Below are 16,608 nucleotides of genomic sequence, written 5' to 3'. Positions count from 1 at the left end.
ACTATATCTTAATTTATACTACTTTTCTTCAATTTAAAAGGATACAAGCTAATGTAAATAATGGTGTAGATAATTAACAAAAGTAAATACCAAGTATTACCAATAAGTTCTGTGTAAGTTAGGTTTCCATCAGAAAAGCTCAAAATCATTAATACTTGTGCTCCATAAGGTAGTAAACCTTGTGTAATACAGGCAAAAATATCTAAAATTGAAGCTGTATTTTTATTATCTAATTTATACTCATCATTAATAGTTTTTGCAATAGAACCAGAAATAATAATAGAAACTGTATTGTTTGCTATAGCCATATTTACTGTACTAACTAAGGTTGCAATACCAAATTGAGCAGATTTTTTACTCTTTATAAGGGTTTTAATCTTATTTAAAATATAATCTATACCGCCATTTTTAGCTACTAATGCTGCTAATCCACCAGATAGTAATGATAGTAGAAAAATCTCTGTCATACTTGTAAATCCATTGTAAGCAATTTTGGTAGATTCAATAAGCGTAAAATCACCATAAAAAATACCAATTGCGGCAGCTATTAATACACCTAACAATAGTGTAACAAATACGTTTACGCCAATTACAGATAGCGCAATTACTAATATGTAAGGAACTATTTTTAGTAATGAATAATTGTATGTAACATCTTCTAAATTGTTAGACTCTAAAGCAGCGCCTTTAACTATTAAAATAGCAATTGTAAAGAGTGCTGCTGGCAAGGCAATTTTTATGTTTTGCTTAAATTTATCACTCATTTTTACGCCTAAGGATTGTGTTGCTGCAATTGTAGTATCTGATATTACCGAAAGGTTATCTCCAAACATAGAACCACCTAATAGAGCGCCGCAAAGTATAGCTAATGACACACCTCCTTTATCTGCAAAGCCAATAACAATAGGAGTTAGTGCAACTATTGCACCAACAGATGTGCCTGTAGATATAGATAAAAATGCAGCAATTATAAATACTCCAAAGTAGATATATTGTATGGCTATAAAATCTAAACCAAGGTTCACAATAGCATCTACACTACCGGTCTCTTTTGTAATTGTAGCAAAAGCACCAGCTAACAAATATATTAAACACATTGTTAGTATTTTACTATCTCCGCAACCAGCTAAAAGTGTTTCTATTTTAGAGTTTATGCTTTGTTTAAAAATTAAAAAAGCTACAATAATACCGGCTATAACTGCTATAGGTGCAGGTAAAGCATAAAAATCATTTTGATAAATACCTACACCTAAAAATGTAAATACAAATACAAATAAAGGGAGTAAAGCAATAAACCTAGGCTTGTTGTTTTTAATGGGTGTCATTTTTTTAGTTTTGCAGAACCAAAAAGAAAAGGACAAATAAGTGGAGCTGAATTAACATTTTTTCCAAAGTATTGGCTTATCCTTTTTTAGCACCTTGCTTGTTAATGCAGGTTGCTATCTCTTTTTTGAGATTCTTGATAATTAAGTGCGCAAAACTAAAGCATAACAACGAGATAAAATCATAATTTTCTGTTATTTTTTAAGTTCTCTTTTTCTTGCTATAATACAGAATGTACTTAAACCCACTAATAACAACATCATTTTACAGTTAAACAAATTAGTACTTCCTAAGGCTCCAAAATAACCTGCATAATTAATATTGTTAATGTTTGCGTAGGTTATCATAAAAAACAAGACCTCAAAAAGTTTTTTTCCTTTAGATAATATACCAAGCGTAACTACTAATAATACTATAAATATACTTCCCAACAATATAGAAACTACAGATGAAAAATTTAAGTTAATGGTCAAACGTAATATTAATGGTAAAGCTAAAAAAATGAATAAGCAAACACCCGCTAATAGTTGAGAAAACAGCACTCTAGAAATAGGCTTGTAAGCAGAGTAAGAAAAATAGTCTACATTATATGTTGTTTCTTTTACTGATAAATCTGAAATCCTATGTACTTGTAAAAACCATAAAATAGGTAAAATAAATTTGAAAGAAACAGCTATTGGAAGAAATAGTAAAAGTAACATTCCCAATATATTTATAATCCATAACCACTTTTTTCCTTTTCGAAGTATAAGTAGTATTTCTGCTTTTAATAATGGATAAATACTATAATTTATTTGCGCATTAGATAGTTCTTTTAAATTAATTTGGTGTGTTGTATTAGGCTTATTTATTCTCTTTTCTTGTTCCTTAGATGTAGAATACTTAGTTATATTAAATCGATGAAAAAATTTGGACAAAACAAGTATTATAATAAGACCTAAAACCACCAATAGAAAACGACTTATAATAAAAGAAGTAGGGAAATCTATACCGTTAAATTCAAATTTGTTAAAGTTACTTGTATTTCCTACTATATATCCTATTGCTAAATTTGTATCTGTTGTAGATTTTGTAATGGTTTTAACTTGTTTCTCTAATTGATGTATTACAACATTGCTTCCTAAAATGTCTAATGTGTAACTGTTTTCTGTTTTAGGAGAAAACAAAATTAGAGTAGAATAAATAATAAAGAATAAGACATTTTGTAAAACAGAATATTTACTTAATACTAATTCAAAAACAACAGCAATAACAGCAATGCAAAACAATGCAGGAGTAGTAATAAGAGCGTATGGTTTTATAAACTGTAAAAGGTTAAAAGAATAATTATCATTATATAAAAAGAAAAGTATGATGCTCATTATAAAAACTACAAGAGCTATAGTTAAAAGAACTAAAAAGTTACTTAATACTTTACTAAGTAAATAACTAAAATTTTTAATTCTTGTAGTAGCTATAATTTGTCCAACTTTAGTATTTGTATCCGTTTTTATTGCACTATTAACAAGATAAAAACCTATTAACGATAAAAAAATACTTGTCATTATAGCGGTAACATAGCCAAACCAAGCAGAATTATAAACTCCAACATAATCAGCTATTCTAATTGTAGAATAGTTAGCATTAGGCTCTGGCACAAAAGTATACGCAATTGCTAAACTAGTACAAAGAGTTATTAAAAAAGCATAACTTCTTGTACGTTGTTTATAATCTAATTTTACAATACTAAAAAATGAATTCATAGCCTTATTTTGTTTTGGTTAAGTAGAGATAAGCATCTTCTAAATTTGCTGTTTTTTTTATAGAATTTTCAATAGGTGTATTTGTTATATAGCGTACTAATAATTGGTTATTTTTTCTTGATGCACTAACTATAATTTTATCAGCTTTAAAAGCTGTTAAATTCTCTTTATCAATAGTTGTCTCAAATACTTTATTTGTTACGTGTTGTAATATATTTTCTTGAGTTCCGTAAGAAAGTAGAGTGCCTTTTTTCATAATTGCAACCTTATCTGCAATAGTATCAATGTCAGAAACAATATGAGAAGATAAAATAACTATACAATCGTTTGCTAAGTCAGATATTAAATTTCTAAAGCGTACACGTTCTTCTGGGTCTAAACCAACTGTAGGTTCATCAAAAATTACAATTTTAGGATTGTTAAGTAAAGCCTGTGCAATACCAACTCTTTGTTTCATTCCTCCAGAATAGCTTCCTATTGGTTTTTTAGCAGCGTCAATTAAGTTTAAACCTTCTAGTAATTTTGATATTCTAGATTTTAGATTATTTCCGCCAACTCCTTTCATAGCTGCTATGTACTCTAAAAATTCGTATGCATTTAAGTTTGGGTATACACCAAAATCCTGAGGTAAAAAACCCAATTGTTTTCGCATATAATTAGCATCTTTAATAATATTGTTTTTGTTTAATATAATGCAGCCTTTAGTTGGTTTATTAACTGTAGCTATCATTTTTAATAAAGTAGATTTTCCTGCCCCATTAGGACCTAATAAGCCTAATATTCCTTTTTCTATACTAATAGAAAAATCTTTCACACCATATTGGTTTTTATTGTATTTTTTAGATACATTTTGTATTTCTAGTGTCATAGTATTAATTTTTAGAGTTTATTTTACTAATTACAGTTTTAAACCCATTTTGATTAAACTCTAGACTATTACTATCTCCTTCTATTTGAGTTAAAATAACCCCTACAGTAGTATCATAAAGAGCTTTGTCATTTTTTTGAATTAGTTCACTCTTAACCTTTTGAGCATCAACTACTAGATACATTTTATTATTTTCTTGTATTATATTTAAAGTTAAATTAGCTTCTTTAAGTAAATAAGTTCCTGTGTATTTTTTAAATTTTTTTAAGTCTATTTTTTTAAAGTTAGATATTGAATTGTCATTTACATAAGCCAATAAATCGCTAGTAATTGCTTTCTTAGAAGTAATGCTTTTTGAGTTAGAAAATATTAAATACAAATTTTTAGTTGTTGGGTTGTATTCATTTCTAAAAGCGTATCCTATATTATTTCCTCCGTGACCGTAATAGTTTTTATTATTAAAATTGAATTTAAATATGCCGTAACCGTAAGTTTTATTACCAGACTCTAACATTAGTTTTAATGTTTCTTTTTGTAATAGTTTCTCGGTTTCAAAGAGAGAGGTATAAAATATTTCCATATCAGATAATGTAGAAGCAATACTACCTGCTGCATATGCAATATTTGCAAAATATCTATAATCTATGTAGGATGTAACATCTTTATTTTTATAGAAAGGAGTTGCTAAATTGTTGATGTTTTTGTGAACATACGGGTAGGTTTCTTTCATATTAATAGGTATAAAAATGCGTTCTCTTAGCAAATCAAAATAGTTTTGATCTGTTACCTTTTCTATGATTTTTCCAAGAAGAAAATAATTAGTATTGCAATAATTAAATTTACCTTTAAGTTTGGGGTTACTTTTTTCTACCTCATTTAATAAATTTATGTTATACAGTGAATCTTTTTTAGCATAGAAAATTTTTTCTATGTTTTCTCCTATAACTTCATCTAATCCACTCTCGTGTGTTAATAGACTTTTAATAGTTAAAGAAGGGTCTACGTTTTTTATAGGTGAAAGGTATTTGCCAATACTATCTGTAAGTTTAATATTTCCTTTCTCCATTTCTTGTAAAATAAGAATAGCAGTAAAGGTTTTGGTAGCACTACCTATATTAAAAACGCTATGTTCTGTTAGGTTAAAGTTGCCAAGACTTATATGTTCTGTTTTATTATTTTTTCTAACTAAAATTGCAATTCCTTTGTTTTGCTTTTTTAATATAGAATTATATTTTTCTGCAAAAATATTAATGTCTTTTGTTTGGCTATTTCCAATGAGTTGGATGAGTATAAACATTAATAATGTTAGTTTTTGTAAAGTTTTCATATGTATATATTTTAATTTATACATCAAAATTCATCTAATAAACTGCCATTAAAAATAAATAGTGACAAACGGTATCTCTAAAATGATAAGACAAGAAAACTACGGTTATCATTAAAAAAGAGGAGTATAGATACTGTTAGTTAACTTTTGTCATTAAAAAAGAGAAATTTAGAGATGAAGTACTATTTTTGAGTAGTTCATTAAATAACATAAATGTCAAAATTAGATTCTTGGATAGATAATAAAATTGTGCAAAACCTCTTTATTTGGTTTTTCTTTTTTATCATTCTGTTAACTTCAATAAATACAGAGAATGTAATAATTTCTGCAATATTTACTATACTATTAATAGCACCTTCTGTTTATATAAATAACTTATTGGTTCTGCCTTATTTTAGAGAAAAAAAACACCTTTTTTTCTTGTTTTTTATTTTAAACACAGTGTTTTTTACCATTATATCTGTCTTATTAATTAAAGAGGCTACACATCAAGATTTTAAAATTGGAATGTTTATTAATTTCTTTGGAATAATGGTTTTGGTTTTAGTTTTTGCTTCATCTCTAAAATTTGCAAGAGATAGTTTTTTACGAAGACAACAAGAAAAGGAAGCCGAATTAAAACTACTGAAAGCACAATTAAACCCTCATTTTTTATTTAATACACTTAATAATTTATATGGTTTATCTGTAATTAAGTCTAATAAATTACCTGATTTAATGTTAAAACTATCAGATTTGTTACGCTATAGTTTATATGAAACAAAGGAAAAATTAGTACCATTAGAAAAGGAGATTGAATATTTAGATAATTATATTTCTTTAGAAAAAATAAGATTAGAGGAGACCACTATTATTAATTTTGAAAAATCGGGTAATACATCTTCTATAAAAATAGCGCCAATGCTTTTTATTGTTTTTGTAGAAAATGCGTTTAAACATTTAGGTGTTTTAAATGCTAAAAAAAGTAAAGTATCTATATCATTAAAAGTAGAATCAAATAAACTTTTTTTTAAATGTGAAAATACTAAAGATTTTACCTCATTAAATCATAACAGTTTAGAAAAAGAAAAAAATGGAATTGGTCTTGTAAATGCAAAGAAAAGACTAGCTTTAATGTATCCAGAAAAACATAACTTAACCATAAATAATAAAGAAGAAACTTTTAGTGTAGTGCTAATGTTGCATTTTTAATATGAAAGAATTACAATGTATTGTTGTTGATGATGAGCCAATTGCACGTCAAATTTTAGAAAATTATATAGAAACTATACCAAATTTAGTAGTTATAGCATCGTGTAAAAATGCTCTTGAGGCTTTGGAGGTTTTACATGAAAAGCAAGTAGATTTATTATTTTTAGATATTAATATGCCTAAATTTTCAGGTTTAAGTTTATTAAAAACAATACAACAAAAACCTAGTGTTATTATTACAACTGCTTATCCTGAGTATGCTATAGAGGGTTTTGAGCTTGCTGTTACGGATTACTTGCTAAAGCCATTTTCTTTAGAACGTTTTTTACAAGCCGTATTAAAAGTACAACATAAACAACCAAAGACTGAAACTAGCAACTTAGCAGTAAATTTAAATAAAGTACAAACTTCTGTTTTTGTAAAGAGTGATAAGAAAATTATTAAAGTTAATTTTGATGATATTTTATATATTGAAGCTTATGGTAATTATATAAAAATATTTGCTGATAAGATGATTTTAACACCACAAACACTGTCAAGCTTTTTAGAAAAACTACCTGACTCATTTATCCGTGTACATAAATCATTTATTATCAATTTTAATAAACTAAAACTAATAGACGGTAACCAGGTTATACTAGAAAACAATAGTAAACTACCCTTAGGAAAGTTGTATAGAAAAAGTATTTTAGATAAAGTATCTGGCTAATTTTTATAACTACCACCAAACCACAAAAAACTTTTGTAACTCTCCGTTTGGGAACTTAATCCAACATAAAGGGGACTTTTTAGCTGTTATTAAGGTATTTATTTCAAAAATAAACTCATCATATTTAAGCCAGTTTACTTGGGTTTGTACATCTTGTAGCCAATTAGTTTTAGACGGAATATAAAATTTACAATCTTTAAACTGTAATAAAGCTGTATGCTTAACATAAAATCCTTTAATGCAATTTTTATTTAAGTCCTTAAATTCTACGTTAGTATTAAAGGGTATAAATAGCTGAGCTTTAAAAAAAACAAATTGCTGTATTGCATTTGCATCTACATTTAAACTTTTTAATAATGGTTTTGTATGTGTGTTGTAGAGTAGTGGTAGTTGTTTTTCTTTTAACTTGGTTAGCTTTTTAAGTAATGTATCGTTTCTGTTTGGCCCAATCCAGTGTTCTATTTCTGTGTTTCCAACAGAGGCATCAAACAAATAAAATTTAAATATTATTTCTACGTGATGTGGTACATCATCCTTAGTTAAAATACAATCTAATTCTCCAATGGTAAGCTTATTGTTTTGTATTTGTATGTTTTCTGCTAAAACATTAATGCTTTTTAATTCATTTAGTTCTGCACTAACATAGCGTTCTACACGTTTGCCTAATCTTAAATTGGAGGGTAATTGCTCGCTAAAGACTGCTGTTTTTATATTATTAATTTTAAACTGTTGTAGTCCATAAACAAGTTTATCTACCCATAATAAAGGAGTGTTTATATAACCAGTATATTGCAGTTCTATATTTTTATGGTTTGTTATCATCTAAAGTAAAAAAAAACACTTACAGTAATTAATTAACTATTTGTACAAATAAAACTATATTTGTGATAATAAATGGTTTAAATGAAAATTAAAATAGCTCAATTTTTATCAATATTAGGACATCCTTTATTGTTATTTCCTTTTTTAATTCTAATTTTTAATCTAAACGATACTAAAAACACTTTTTCCCATACGCTAACTCTTATTTATGGGATCTTTTTTTTGGTCTTAATAGCTTGGGTTTATATAGGTAAAAGAAGAGGTAAGTATACAGATTTAGATGTCTCTAATAAAAAAGAGCGTAAATCCTTATATATATTTGCCATACCATTAATGTTAATTGTATTGGCTTTTTTATTGTATACAAACCAGCCAAGCTATATATGTACAAGCTTTTCTTTAGCTACTTTAATGTTAATAGTTTCTTTTGGAATTAATTTTTTCATCAAAATTTCTATGCACGTGTCCATTAATATTTATTTGGCACTTGCTATTATTCATGTAAACTTAATGTTAGGCTCTACATTAATTGTTTTTACCTTACTTGTTTTATGGTCTAGATTAGTGCTAAAAAGGCATACACCTAAAGAAGTTGTTACAGGCTTAATTATAGGTTCATTGTTTGGAGCTACTTTACTACTTATCTCTTAGATATTGTTTTTTTACTTTTAGTACGGAAATATATCAACTACACTTAAATATATATTAGATAGCTTCATTTTTACATTCTAATGTAAGATTTTACTACTGTTTGGCTAGTTTTGAAGTGTGAAACAATCAAACAAAAAAATGAAAAATACTTTAAAAATTACGTTTATCCTTATGATGTTGGCAATAACCTCTTGTGGTAGCGATAAAGATACAATTAGGATTTCTACACTAGAAGGCTTACAAGCAGCCAAACAATTAGCAATAACTAGTTTTGGAGCAGATTTAGAAGTTTACAGATTTGAGTTATACTCTAAAGAAGATTTAAACTCAGATTTAGGAAGCATAACTATTAAATATTTAAAAGATGGCAAATTGTATAGCAGACGTTACGCTACAAAAACGAGCAATGTAGAAGCTATTTTAGAAGATGAAGAGGCTTTGAGTGATACATTTCAGAAAAACTTTTATATAAAAAACGCTCAGGGTAAACTAAAAATCAGTGATATAGATGTAGATGCAATGTTTTCTAATATAAATAAAGGAGTTGTGCTTATTGAAGATGAAATGGAAATAGATAACTACCAAGTTAGAAAATATTACATTGAAGCGAATAGCAAAACAAACAAGGTATCATCAGATTTTGAAATACATGTTACAGAACCTAATAACGAAACTATAGAAGGGCGTAACATAGTAACTAATTTTTACGAAGTTGAGTTTGAAGCCGATGAAAATGGTGAACTTACCATAAAAGACTAATTTTAAATATACAATATAAAGCAGTCCCCGCTTTTAATAAAGGTTGTCCTATGTCCCTATAGGCAACCTTTTTTGTTTTATAATATAGACAAACTATAGTTTTGCTATTAAATTAATTTGTAAGTAATTTATTATTAATTATTAATTTGAAGTATCTGTAAGTTGAAAACACACAATGTTTTAGACGTTTAACAGAATGGTAGTATGTGTGCATTTATTTCTAAAACATACAATGTTGAGTATAAGTCTAGTCTAGACTTGTCATAATAATCTTGTTAAATTTTAATTTAGCTGTGTAATAAAAATTTAGTCTTCCCCAGGATATGAATTTTCAACAGAGAAATAATTTAATTAATATTTAAACTACATTTTTATGAAGAAGATTAGCCTACTATCGATTTTTGCATTTTTTCAATTTCTATTAGTTCACAGTCAGTACGACTGGGATAACATACCCATACCTGCAAATGCGGGTTCTGGTAAACAGTGGAAATTACAAACAAATGCCAGTGATGATTTTAATTATCAATTTATGCCAACAAATAGTGTATCAGATTTTGGTCCCACTAATAATGCTAAATGGTATAATAAATTTCATAACCAAGCAAATGGTCAACCTAATAATTGGCCAGGACCAGGACCAACCGTATGGAGACAAGATCATGTTGCTGTTTCTGGAGGAAGTCTAAACATTTGGGCTTCTAGAGTACCTGGAGCAACAAAATCATTTGTAGGTTCTACTGGTAGCTTAATATCTAGACCAGAAACTAGAGCTGGTTGTATTACTAATAAAACTCGTGTTAAATACCCAGTTTTTGTAGAGGCAAGTATTAAAGTGATGAACTCATCTTTAGCATCAGACATTTGGTTACTTAGTCCAGATGATAAACAAGAAATAGATATAATTGAGTGTTACGGTGGACCTGGAGATGATAATAGAAATAGTTTCTTTTCAAATAAAATTCACCTAAGTCACCATGTATTTATTAGACCTCCTAATTTTAAAGATTACCAACCTGCAGATGTTAATAGTTGGTGGAGAAAAGATGGAGTATCACAATGGGGTGGTAGAGTAGTAAGAATTGGAGTTAATTGGGTTTCGCCTACAAGGTTAGAGTATTATGTAGACGGACAAATGGTACGTGTATTGGATGATACAGCAGTACAAACTAGATTGGCAGACGGTACTTGGCAGTATACTTATCCAGCAGGCGTAACAAGTACAGGTGTTAATGGACAATTAGATAGAGTAAATGGCTATCAAAAAATGAAAATTGCTACAAGCTTAAACGATGCAAAAAACAAGTCTAATATTAGTGTTATAGATCCTTTTAATTATTTACGTAATGGAAGAAAGTTTACAAAAGAAATGGATATTATAATTAATGTAGAAGACCAGAGTTGGCAAGCAGAGGCCAATAGGTCTTCTACAGATGCAGAATTAGACAATTTTGAAGATAATAATTTACTTGTAAATTGGATTAGAGTTTATAAGCCTGTAGCTTCTAATAGTGCTGTAAATTCTGGTGTTTTAAATTCAGGGTCTTTTGATTTTGGTTCTAAGAGTTCTGCACTTTTTCCTAATTACACTAGAGTTTCTTATGGTTTAAATGATGATATTTGGACTACTAAAAACGGAGTTAATTATGCAGATAGAGGCAGCTTTAACGGTACAAATGATTTAAATAGAGATTTTGCATATGGTTTAGGTAACACTAGAACGTTACAATTTACTGTAGAAAATGGTACTTATGATGTTACAGCAACTTTTGGAGATCGTTTAGGACCTCATAAAAATAATGCTATTAATTGTGGTAATAAATCTGTTAAGGTATCTACAAAAACAGGTGAGTATAAAAATGCAGTGTTACGTAACGTAGTTGTTTCTAATGGAGTTTTAAAGGTAGATGTTTCTGCTAGCGCAAATGAGTATTGGTCTTTAAATAGATTAACTTTTGCTAAATCTAATACTGCAGAAAGAGCACTAATTTCTACAGAAAAAATAGCAGAAGAGGAACTTACTGTTTTTCCAATACCAGCTAAAAATACTGTAAATATTAGCAATACAGACTATGTGCAAGCTAAGGTTTATAATTTACAAGGATTGGTTGTATTAAGAAAAGATATAGCTGACGGTAAACTAAATGTTTCTTCTTTAGAAAATGGTATGTATGTACTAGAATTGGCTAAGAAAAACGGAGAATCTACAAAGCAAAAAATTGTTATATCTAAATAATAATAATAATAATACTCTTTGATAAGTTAAAACCCAAAACATTAGTTATGTTTTGGGTTTTATTTATTTATAATTTAGTTTTTTCATTTTCTTTAAGTTTATTTTTAGAAGAATATTTATTAAAAAACTGCTGCTGCTGTTGCATCATTCTATCTCTGATCTTGTCTAGTTGCATAAAGTCTTCTCCAAAATCACTAGAAAAAAAATCTTCATTAAAAAAGTCATCCATAAACAAAGAATCTAATGTCATTTGCTTAGGAAACGTATTAAAGCTAGAGAAAAACTTAGATTTATAATTGCTAATAATGCTGTCTCTTTGTACATCAGACAAATCATCATACTTATTAGAAGAAGACCAAGAGTAAACACTGTCATACTGTACCAAGTTTCCTTTGTCATCATATTGTTTATTAACCTTCCAATTGCCTTCTGGTACCTTTTTAGTAGTTTCTGTATTTATTTTATTGCTGCTATTTTGTCCGTTACAGCTAACGTTAAGTAAAATTAGAAATGATATTAATATATACTTTTTCATAACCTTATAAATTAATTAAACTCTATAAAATAACAGGAAGCTTTAGCTGCTTCCTGTTAAAATTAGTAATTAGGAAATATTAATTTTTCTGGCTGGCTTTTGTTTTGCCTCCTCCTTTTTTGGTAAATTAATGTTTAAAATACCCATATCGTATGTAGCTTCTATTTTTGAGTCATTAACAGTTTCTGGCAGCGTAAAAGTCCTTTTAAAAGAAGAATATCCAAACTCTCTACGTGTATATTGTTCTTCATTGGTTTGCTCTTCTTCTTTAATTTCTGCAGAAATAGATAAGGAATGATTGTCTATTTCTACCTGAAAATTAGACTTGCTTAAACCAGGGGCAGCCATTGAGACTAAATAAGAGTCTGGAGTTTCTTTAATGTTTACTTTGGGCAAAGAAATACCAGTATTAAAGTTTGATGTAAATACCGTAGGTAAATCTACATTAAACATATCGTCTATAACTCTAGACCAATTTGGGAAGTTAATAGGTGAATTTGTGCTTGTTAAACCTCCGTTTTTAGGAACATTAATTAAATTGCTCATAATTACAAAAATTTTAAATTAAACAAAAAATCAAAAGCTTAAACACTTAAGCTGTAAAATATTATCAGCAAAAAAAATGCCAACATATTATGCTGACATATTAAAAAAATCTTAAAAATTAGAAGTTAAAATCTATGCTGTTGGAGAAGCACAAGCACCTCTTTTTAACAACATATATTCACCATTGTTTTTAAACTCACGTATACTAGTACCTGCATAGCGTTTAAAGGTTTTAGATAAATGGCTAACATCTGTAAAACCTAATTCATCTGCAATTTGTGTAAGTGTAAAGTCTGAGTTTAATAAACGAATTTCTACTAGTTTAAGCTTGGCTTTAATAATGTATTCTCGTAAAGACATACTTATTTGTTTTTTAAAAAACTCACTAACATAAGTAGGAGACATACTAAAAACATCTGCCAAATTTTCAACTTTAAGCAATTGTGTTTTGTCTATATTCTCGTTTATATATGTCAGCATTTTTGTAATTCTGTCATCCGTATTATTTTTTGGGGTTTCAAAATAAGTACTCCTTTTTATATTACGTATTAATATTTCTAACACACTAGTCATAAGGCTTGTTACTAAATTTACAGACTCTTCACCATAGCTTCTAGATTCTTGTAAAATCATACCAACTAGGTTTTCTAAATAATTTCTGTCAACTTCATTTTTAATAATATCTCCAGGAAGTTGGTTATAGTTAGATAAAATATAGGAAGCTTCTTTAAACCACTCGTTTCTGTCAATAGTTATTCTATTGGCATTTTTAAAAAACGAGTCAGTAAATTTTAAAAAGACAAATGTTGTTGGTTTGTTTATATTAAAAGAATGGCATTTTAATGGAGGTAATAAAAAGATGCTTCCTTTTTCGTATTCATAGTCATTGTAATTTATACATTGAGTTCCGTCACCATTTTTAATTAAAACTAACTCGAAAAAATTGTTTTTAACAGGACGTTGTTTCCAATCTGATAATTCTATTTCTTGTATTTCAAAAGGTTTATAAGCTTCTAGTATTTGCATTTTTACGTAATTATTAAATAATATGAAGCAAATTTAGGTAAATAAAGATTATCACTCCATATAAATTACTATATAACCTCTTTTTATACATAACAACCCTTTTTAAATACATAAGTTTTATTTTATACTGATTTTATCTTTGCATTGTAATTATAAATCAACCTTAAAAAAAAATGAACGAAGTAATCAAAAAATGGTTGTAAAATAAATACTACAGAACTGCTACTTTTGGTAAGTTTTAAACTGAATTTACGACATATTTGATGCATTATAAAGAATAGGTAGTACGAATGGATTTATTTAATCAAACCAATTTATTTTCAACAGAAGAAGTCCGTAAAACAATATATGATTTACCAGGAGCAGATGTTATTTTATTTGAAAATTTCTTCAGCATAGAAGAAAGTAATAAGCTGTATAAGAGTTTATTAAATAACACACCGTGGCAACAAGAGCAAATTATTATTCACGGTAAACTGGTAGATTATCCTAGGTTAACCGCTTGGTATGGCGATATTAATAAAGACGTAAAATATACCACTACCAAAAGTAAAATGCATTTATGGAATGACGATTTACTTTTTATCAAAGAGCGAATAGAACAGGAGGTAGACGTTAAATTCTCACGCTGTCTTTTAAATTATTACAGAGATGGAAAAGACAGTGTAGATTGGCATCAAGATTATAAAGGAGATCAGCGTAAAAACACGGTAATTGCATCGGTTACTTTTGGAGAAACCAGACCATTTCAACTAAAACACGTATCCCGTAAAGATCTGCAACGTGTAGATATCCCTTTGGTAAACGGTAGTCTTTTATTAATGCAAGGTGCTACGCAGAACAATTGGAAACATAAAATTCCTAAAACAAAAAAGCAGATTCATCCAAGAATAAATTTAACTTTTAGGTGGATTGCTTAAATAGCAAACTTTGTATTAATAAAGGTTTAACATTTGCTTAATGTACATTTTAATGTCAAAAAACATCTTTTTTTACCTTTTTTAGGGAAATTTTAAGAAAAAACCTCTTTAAAACCTCCTTTTATACCTGTATTACCTTTTTTTATACAGTAAAATTATAGGTGTATGTATATACCTTTGCAAAGTAATTATTAATCAACTTATAAAACACATACAAATGAATTTACAAGAAATTTTAAACTGGAGATACACTACAAAGGAATACGACACAACCAAGAAAATATCTGAAGCAGATATGGCTGAAGTTAAAAACTTGTTAAGGATGAGTCCTTCTAGTGTAAACTTACAACCTTGGCATTTTATAGTTGCAGAAACTACAGAAGGTAAAGCACGTATAGCAAAAGGGACGCAAGGCTTTTTTAGTTTTAACGAACCTAAAGTAACCAATGCTTCAGCAGTAGTTTTATTTTGTGTAAAAACAGATGCAGATGATACTTACTACAAGCACATTGCAGATACAGAAGATAAAGACGGAAGATTTCCTAACGAAGATATTAAAAACGGATTTTTAGGAGCTGTAAAGGCGTTTGCTGGAATTCATAAATACGATTTAAAAGATTTACAACACTGGATGGAAAAGCAAGTATACCTTAACATTGGTAGCTTTTTATTAGGTGTTGCTAGTTTAGGTATTGACGCTACACCAATGGAAGGTATTGATGTAAAAGCTTTAGATGAAGAATTTGGATTAAGAGAAAAAGGATATACATCTTTAGTTGCTGTTTCTTTAGGGTATAGAGCAGAATCGGATTTTAACTCTACAGAAAAAACTCCAAAATCTAGATTAGCAGAAAGTGAAATTTTTACGGTAATATAATTTCAAAAACTTTTTAGTTAGATGAAAGCAATAGGATACAAAGAGAATTTACCAATTGACAATGTAAATTCTCTTCAAGACATCACATTAGAGGTGCCAAAAGCAACAGGTAGAGATATTTTAGTAGAAGTAAAAGCCATTTCTGTAAATCCTGTAGATTATAAAATTAGAGCCAACAGACCGTCACCAGATGATAATTGGAGCGTAATTGGTTGGGATGCAACCGGAATTGTTACTGCTGTTGGAGAAGGTGTTACACTCTTTAAAGTAGGTGATGAAGTTTGGTATGCAGGCGATTTAACACGTCAAGGGAGTAATGCAGAATATCAGGTGGTAGATGAGCGTATTGTGGGTAAAAAACCTTCAAGCTTATCGTTTGCAGAAGCTGCTGCATTGCCATTAACTACGCTTACCGCTTACGAAATGTTGTTTGATAGATTGCAGGTTTCTAAAGACGATGCCAACAAATCTATTTTAGTAATTGGTGCTGCTGGTGGTGTGGGTTCTATTTTGGTTCAATTGGCTAAAAAGCTGACGAAATTGAATATTATAGGGACAGCTTCTCGTGAAGAAACTACGGCTTGGTTAAAAGAGTTAGGTGCAGATACGGTTATTAATCACAGAAATAAATTAAGCGAAGAGTTTGAAAAATACGACTCGCCTGCTCCAGAATATGTAGTGAGTTTAAATGCAACGGAACAGCACGTAGACGAAATTGCAAAATTAATTAAACCACAAGGTAAATTTGGATTTATTGATGATCCTAAAGTAATGAATGTAATGCCTTTTAAAGGCAAAGCAGTGTCTACACATATAGAGTTAATGTTTACACGCTCTATGTTTCAGACAGAGGATATGATTGAGCAGCATAACATTTTAAACGAGGTTTCTGAATTAATAGATAACGGAACTATTAGAACAACCTTAGGAGAAAATTTTGGAACTATAAATGCTGAAAACCTTAGAAAAGCACACGCTTTTTTAGAAACTGGTAAAGCAAAAGGTAAAATTGTTTTAGAAGGATTTTAAACCCAATAGCATATTATGAAGATGTCAATTAAGGTGAAAATAATAAA

The 16,608-nt window shown here is 28.7% G+C and carries 16 protein-coding genes and 1 riboswitch; of the genes, 8 read left to right on the top strand and 8 right to left on the bottom strand.

Annotated elements, in window-relative coordinates; all coding sequences use genetic code 11:
- Positions 1-8: 8 nt before the first annotated feature.
- From AX016_RS13065 to AX016_RS13050, 4 genes are all read right to left on the bottom strand, one after another.
- Positions 9-1,325 carry a Na+/H+ antiporter NhaC family protein gene (locus AX016_RS13065; protein WP_100896028.1) on the bottom strand — a complete coding sequence of 439 codons (1,317 nt, stop codon included), beginning with the start codon at positions 1,323-1,325 and terminating at the stop codon, positions 9-11.
- Positions 1,326-1,372: 47 nt separating this feature from the next.
- Positions 1,373-1,471: riboswitch (SAM-I-IV-variant riboswitch) on the bottom strand.
- A 46-nt stretch (positions 1,472-1,517) separates the two neighbouring features.
- The gene (locus AX016_RS13060) at positions 1,518-3,065 is read right to left on the bottom strand and encodes a hypothetical protein (RefSeq protein WP_100896027.1); all 1,548 of its coding nucleotides are present in this window, start codon (positions 3,063-3,065) and stop codon (positions 1,518-1,520) included.
- 4 nt (positions 3,066-3,069) lie between these two features.
- The gene (locus AX016_RS13055) at positions 3,070-3,933 is read right to left on the bottom strand and encodes an ABC transporter ATP-binding protein (RefSeq protein WP_100896026.1); all 864 of its coding nucleotides are present in this window, start codon (positions 3,931-3,933) and stop codon (positions 3,070-3,072) included.
- A gap of 4 nt (positions 3,934-3,937) precedes the next feature.
- Positions 3,938-5,260, bottom strand: a complete 1,323-nt coding sequence (locus tag AX016_RS13050; RefSeq protein WP_157811132.1) for a serine hydrolase domain-containing protein — start codon at positions 5,258-5,260, stop codon at positions 3,938-3,940.
- Between the two features lie 213 nt (positions 5,261-5,473).
- Here AX016_RS13050 and AX016_RS13045 point away from each other — a divergent pair, with 213 nt between their 5' ends.
- Positions 5,474-6,451, top strand: a complete 978-nt coding sequence (locus AX016_RS13045; RefSeq protein ID WP_100896024.1) for a sensor histidine kinase — start codon at positions 5,474-5,476, stop codon at positions 6,449-6,451.
- A gap of 1 nt (position 6,452) precedes the next feature.
- Positions 6,453-7,160, top strand: coding sequence for a LytR/AlgR family response regulator transcription factor (locus AX016_RS13040; RefSeq protein WP_100896023.1), 708 nt, complete (start codon positions 6,453-6,455; stop codon positions 7,158-7,160).
- A 9-nt stretch (positions 7,161-7,169) separates the two neighbouring features.
- On the opposite strand, the gene AX016_RS13035 is transcribed toward AX016_RS13040, so the two are convergent.
- Complete coding sequence (locus tag AX016_RS13035; RefSeq protein WP_100896022.1) at positions 7,170-7,982, bottom strand: DUF1853 family protein; 813 nt, start codon at positions 7,980-7,982, stop codon at positions 7,170-7,172.
- Positions 7,983-8,063: 81 nt separating this feature from the next.
- On the opposite strand from AX016_RS13035, the gene AX016_RS13030 reads away from it, so the two are divergent.
- From AX016_RS13030 to AX016_RS13020, 3 genes are all read left to right on the top strand, one after another.
- Positions 8,064-8,633 carry a phosphatase PAP2 family protein gene (locus tag AX016_RS13030; protein WP_100896021.1) on the top strand — a complete coding sequence of 190 codons (570 nt, stop codon included), beginning with the start codon at positions 8,064-8,066 and terminating at the stop codon, positions 8,631-8,633.
- 138 nt (positions 8,634-8,771) lie between these two features.
- Positions 8,772-9,392 (top strand): hypothetical protein, encoded by a 621-nt coding sequence (locus AX016_RS13025; protein ID WP_100896020.1) that lies wholly within the window; start codon positions 8,772-8,774, stop codon positions 9,390-9,392.
- Positions 9,393-9,765: 373 nt separating this feature from the next.
- A complete protein-coding gene (locus AX016_RS13020) occupies positions 9,766-11,628 on the top strand; it encodes a T9SS type A sorting domain-containing protein (protein WP_100896019.1) in 1,863 nt (620 codons plus the stop codon).
- A 67-nt stretch (positions 11,629-11,695) separates the two neighbouring features.
- Here AX016_RS13020 and AX016_RS13015 read toward each other — a convergent pair whose 3' ends face one another.
- The 3 genes from AX016_RS13015 to AX016_RS13005 form a co-directional block, all read right to left on the bottom strand.
- Positions 11,696-12,163: a hypothetical protein gene (locus AX016_RS13015; protein WP_100896018.1), complete on the bottom strand. Its 468-nt coding sequence runs from the start codon at positions 12,161-12,163 to the stop codon at positions 11,696-11,698.
- Positions 12,164-12,232: 69 nt separating this feature from the next.
- A complete protein-coding gene (locus AX016_RS13010) occupies positions 12,233-12,709 on the bottom strand; it encodes an Hsp20/alpha crystallin family protein (protein WP_100896017.1) in 477 nt (158 codons plus the stop codon).
- 132 nt (positions 12,710-12,841) lie between these two features.
- Positions 12,842-13,735 carry an AraC family transcriptional regulator gene (locus tag AX016_RS13005; RefSeq protein ID WP_100896016.1) on the bottom strand — a complete coding sequence of 298 codons (894 nt, stop codon included), beginning with the start codon at positions 13,733-13,735 and terminating at the stop codon, positions 12,842-12,844.
- Between the two features lie 290 nt (positions 13,736-14,025).
- Here AX016_RS13005 and AX016_RS13000 point away from each other — a divergent pair, with 290 nt between their 5' ends.
- The 3 genes from AX016_RS13000 (at position 14,026) to AX016_RS12990 (ending at position 16,561) form a co-directional block, all read left to right on the top strand.
- The gene (locus AX016_RS13000) at positions 14,026-14,655 is read left to right on the top strand and encodes an alpha-ketoglutarate-dependent dioxygenase AlkB family protein (protein ID WP_100896015.1); all 630 of its coding nucleotides are present in this window, start codon (positions 14,026-14,028) and stop codon (positions 14,653-14,655) included.
- 217 nt (positions 14,656-14,872) lie between these two features.
- Entirely contained in the window at positions 14,873-15,532 is a 660-nt protein-coding gene (gene nfsB / locus AX016_RS12995; RefSeq protein ID WP_100896014.1) for an oxygen-insensitive NAD(P)H nitroreductase, read from the top strand.
- A 21-nt stretch (positions 15,533-15,553) separates the two neighbouring features.
- Positions 15,554-16,561 carry a zinc-binding alcohol dehydrogenase family protein gene (locus AX016_RS12990; RefSeq protein ID WP_100896013.1) on the top strand — a complete coding sequence of 336 codons (1,008 nt, stop codon included), beginning with the start codon at positions 15,554-15,556 and terminating at the stop codon, positions 16,559-16,561.
- Positions 16,562-16,608: the final 47 nt, after the last annotated feature.

The sequence above is a fragment of the Cellulophaga sp. RHA19 genome, from assembly GCF_002813425.1.
Classification (GTDB): domain Bacteria; phylum Bacteroidota; class Bacteroidia; order Flavobacteriales; family Flavobacteriaceae; genus Cellulophaga.
This window is presented reverse-complemented; position numbering and strand designations above follow the sequence as displayed.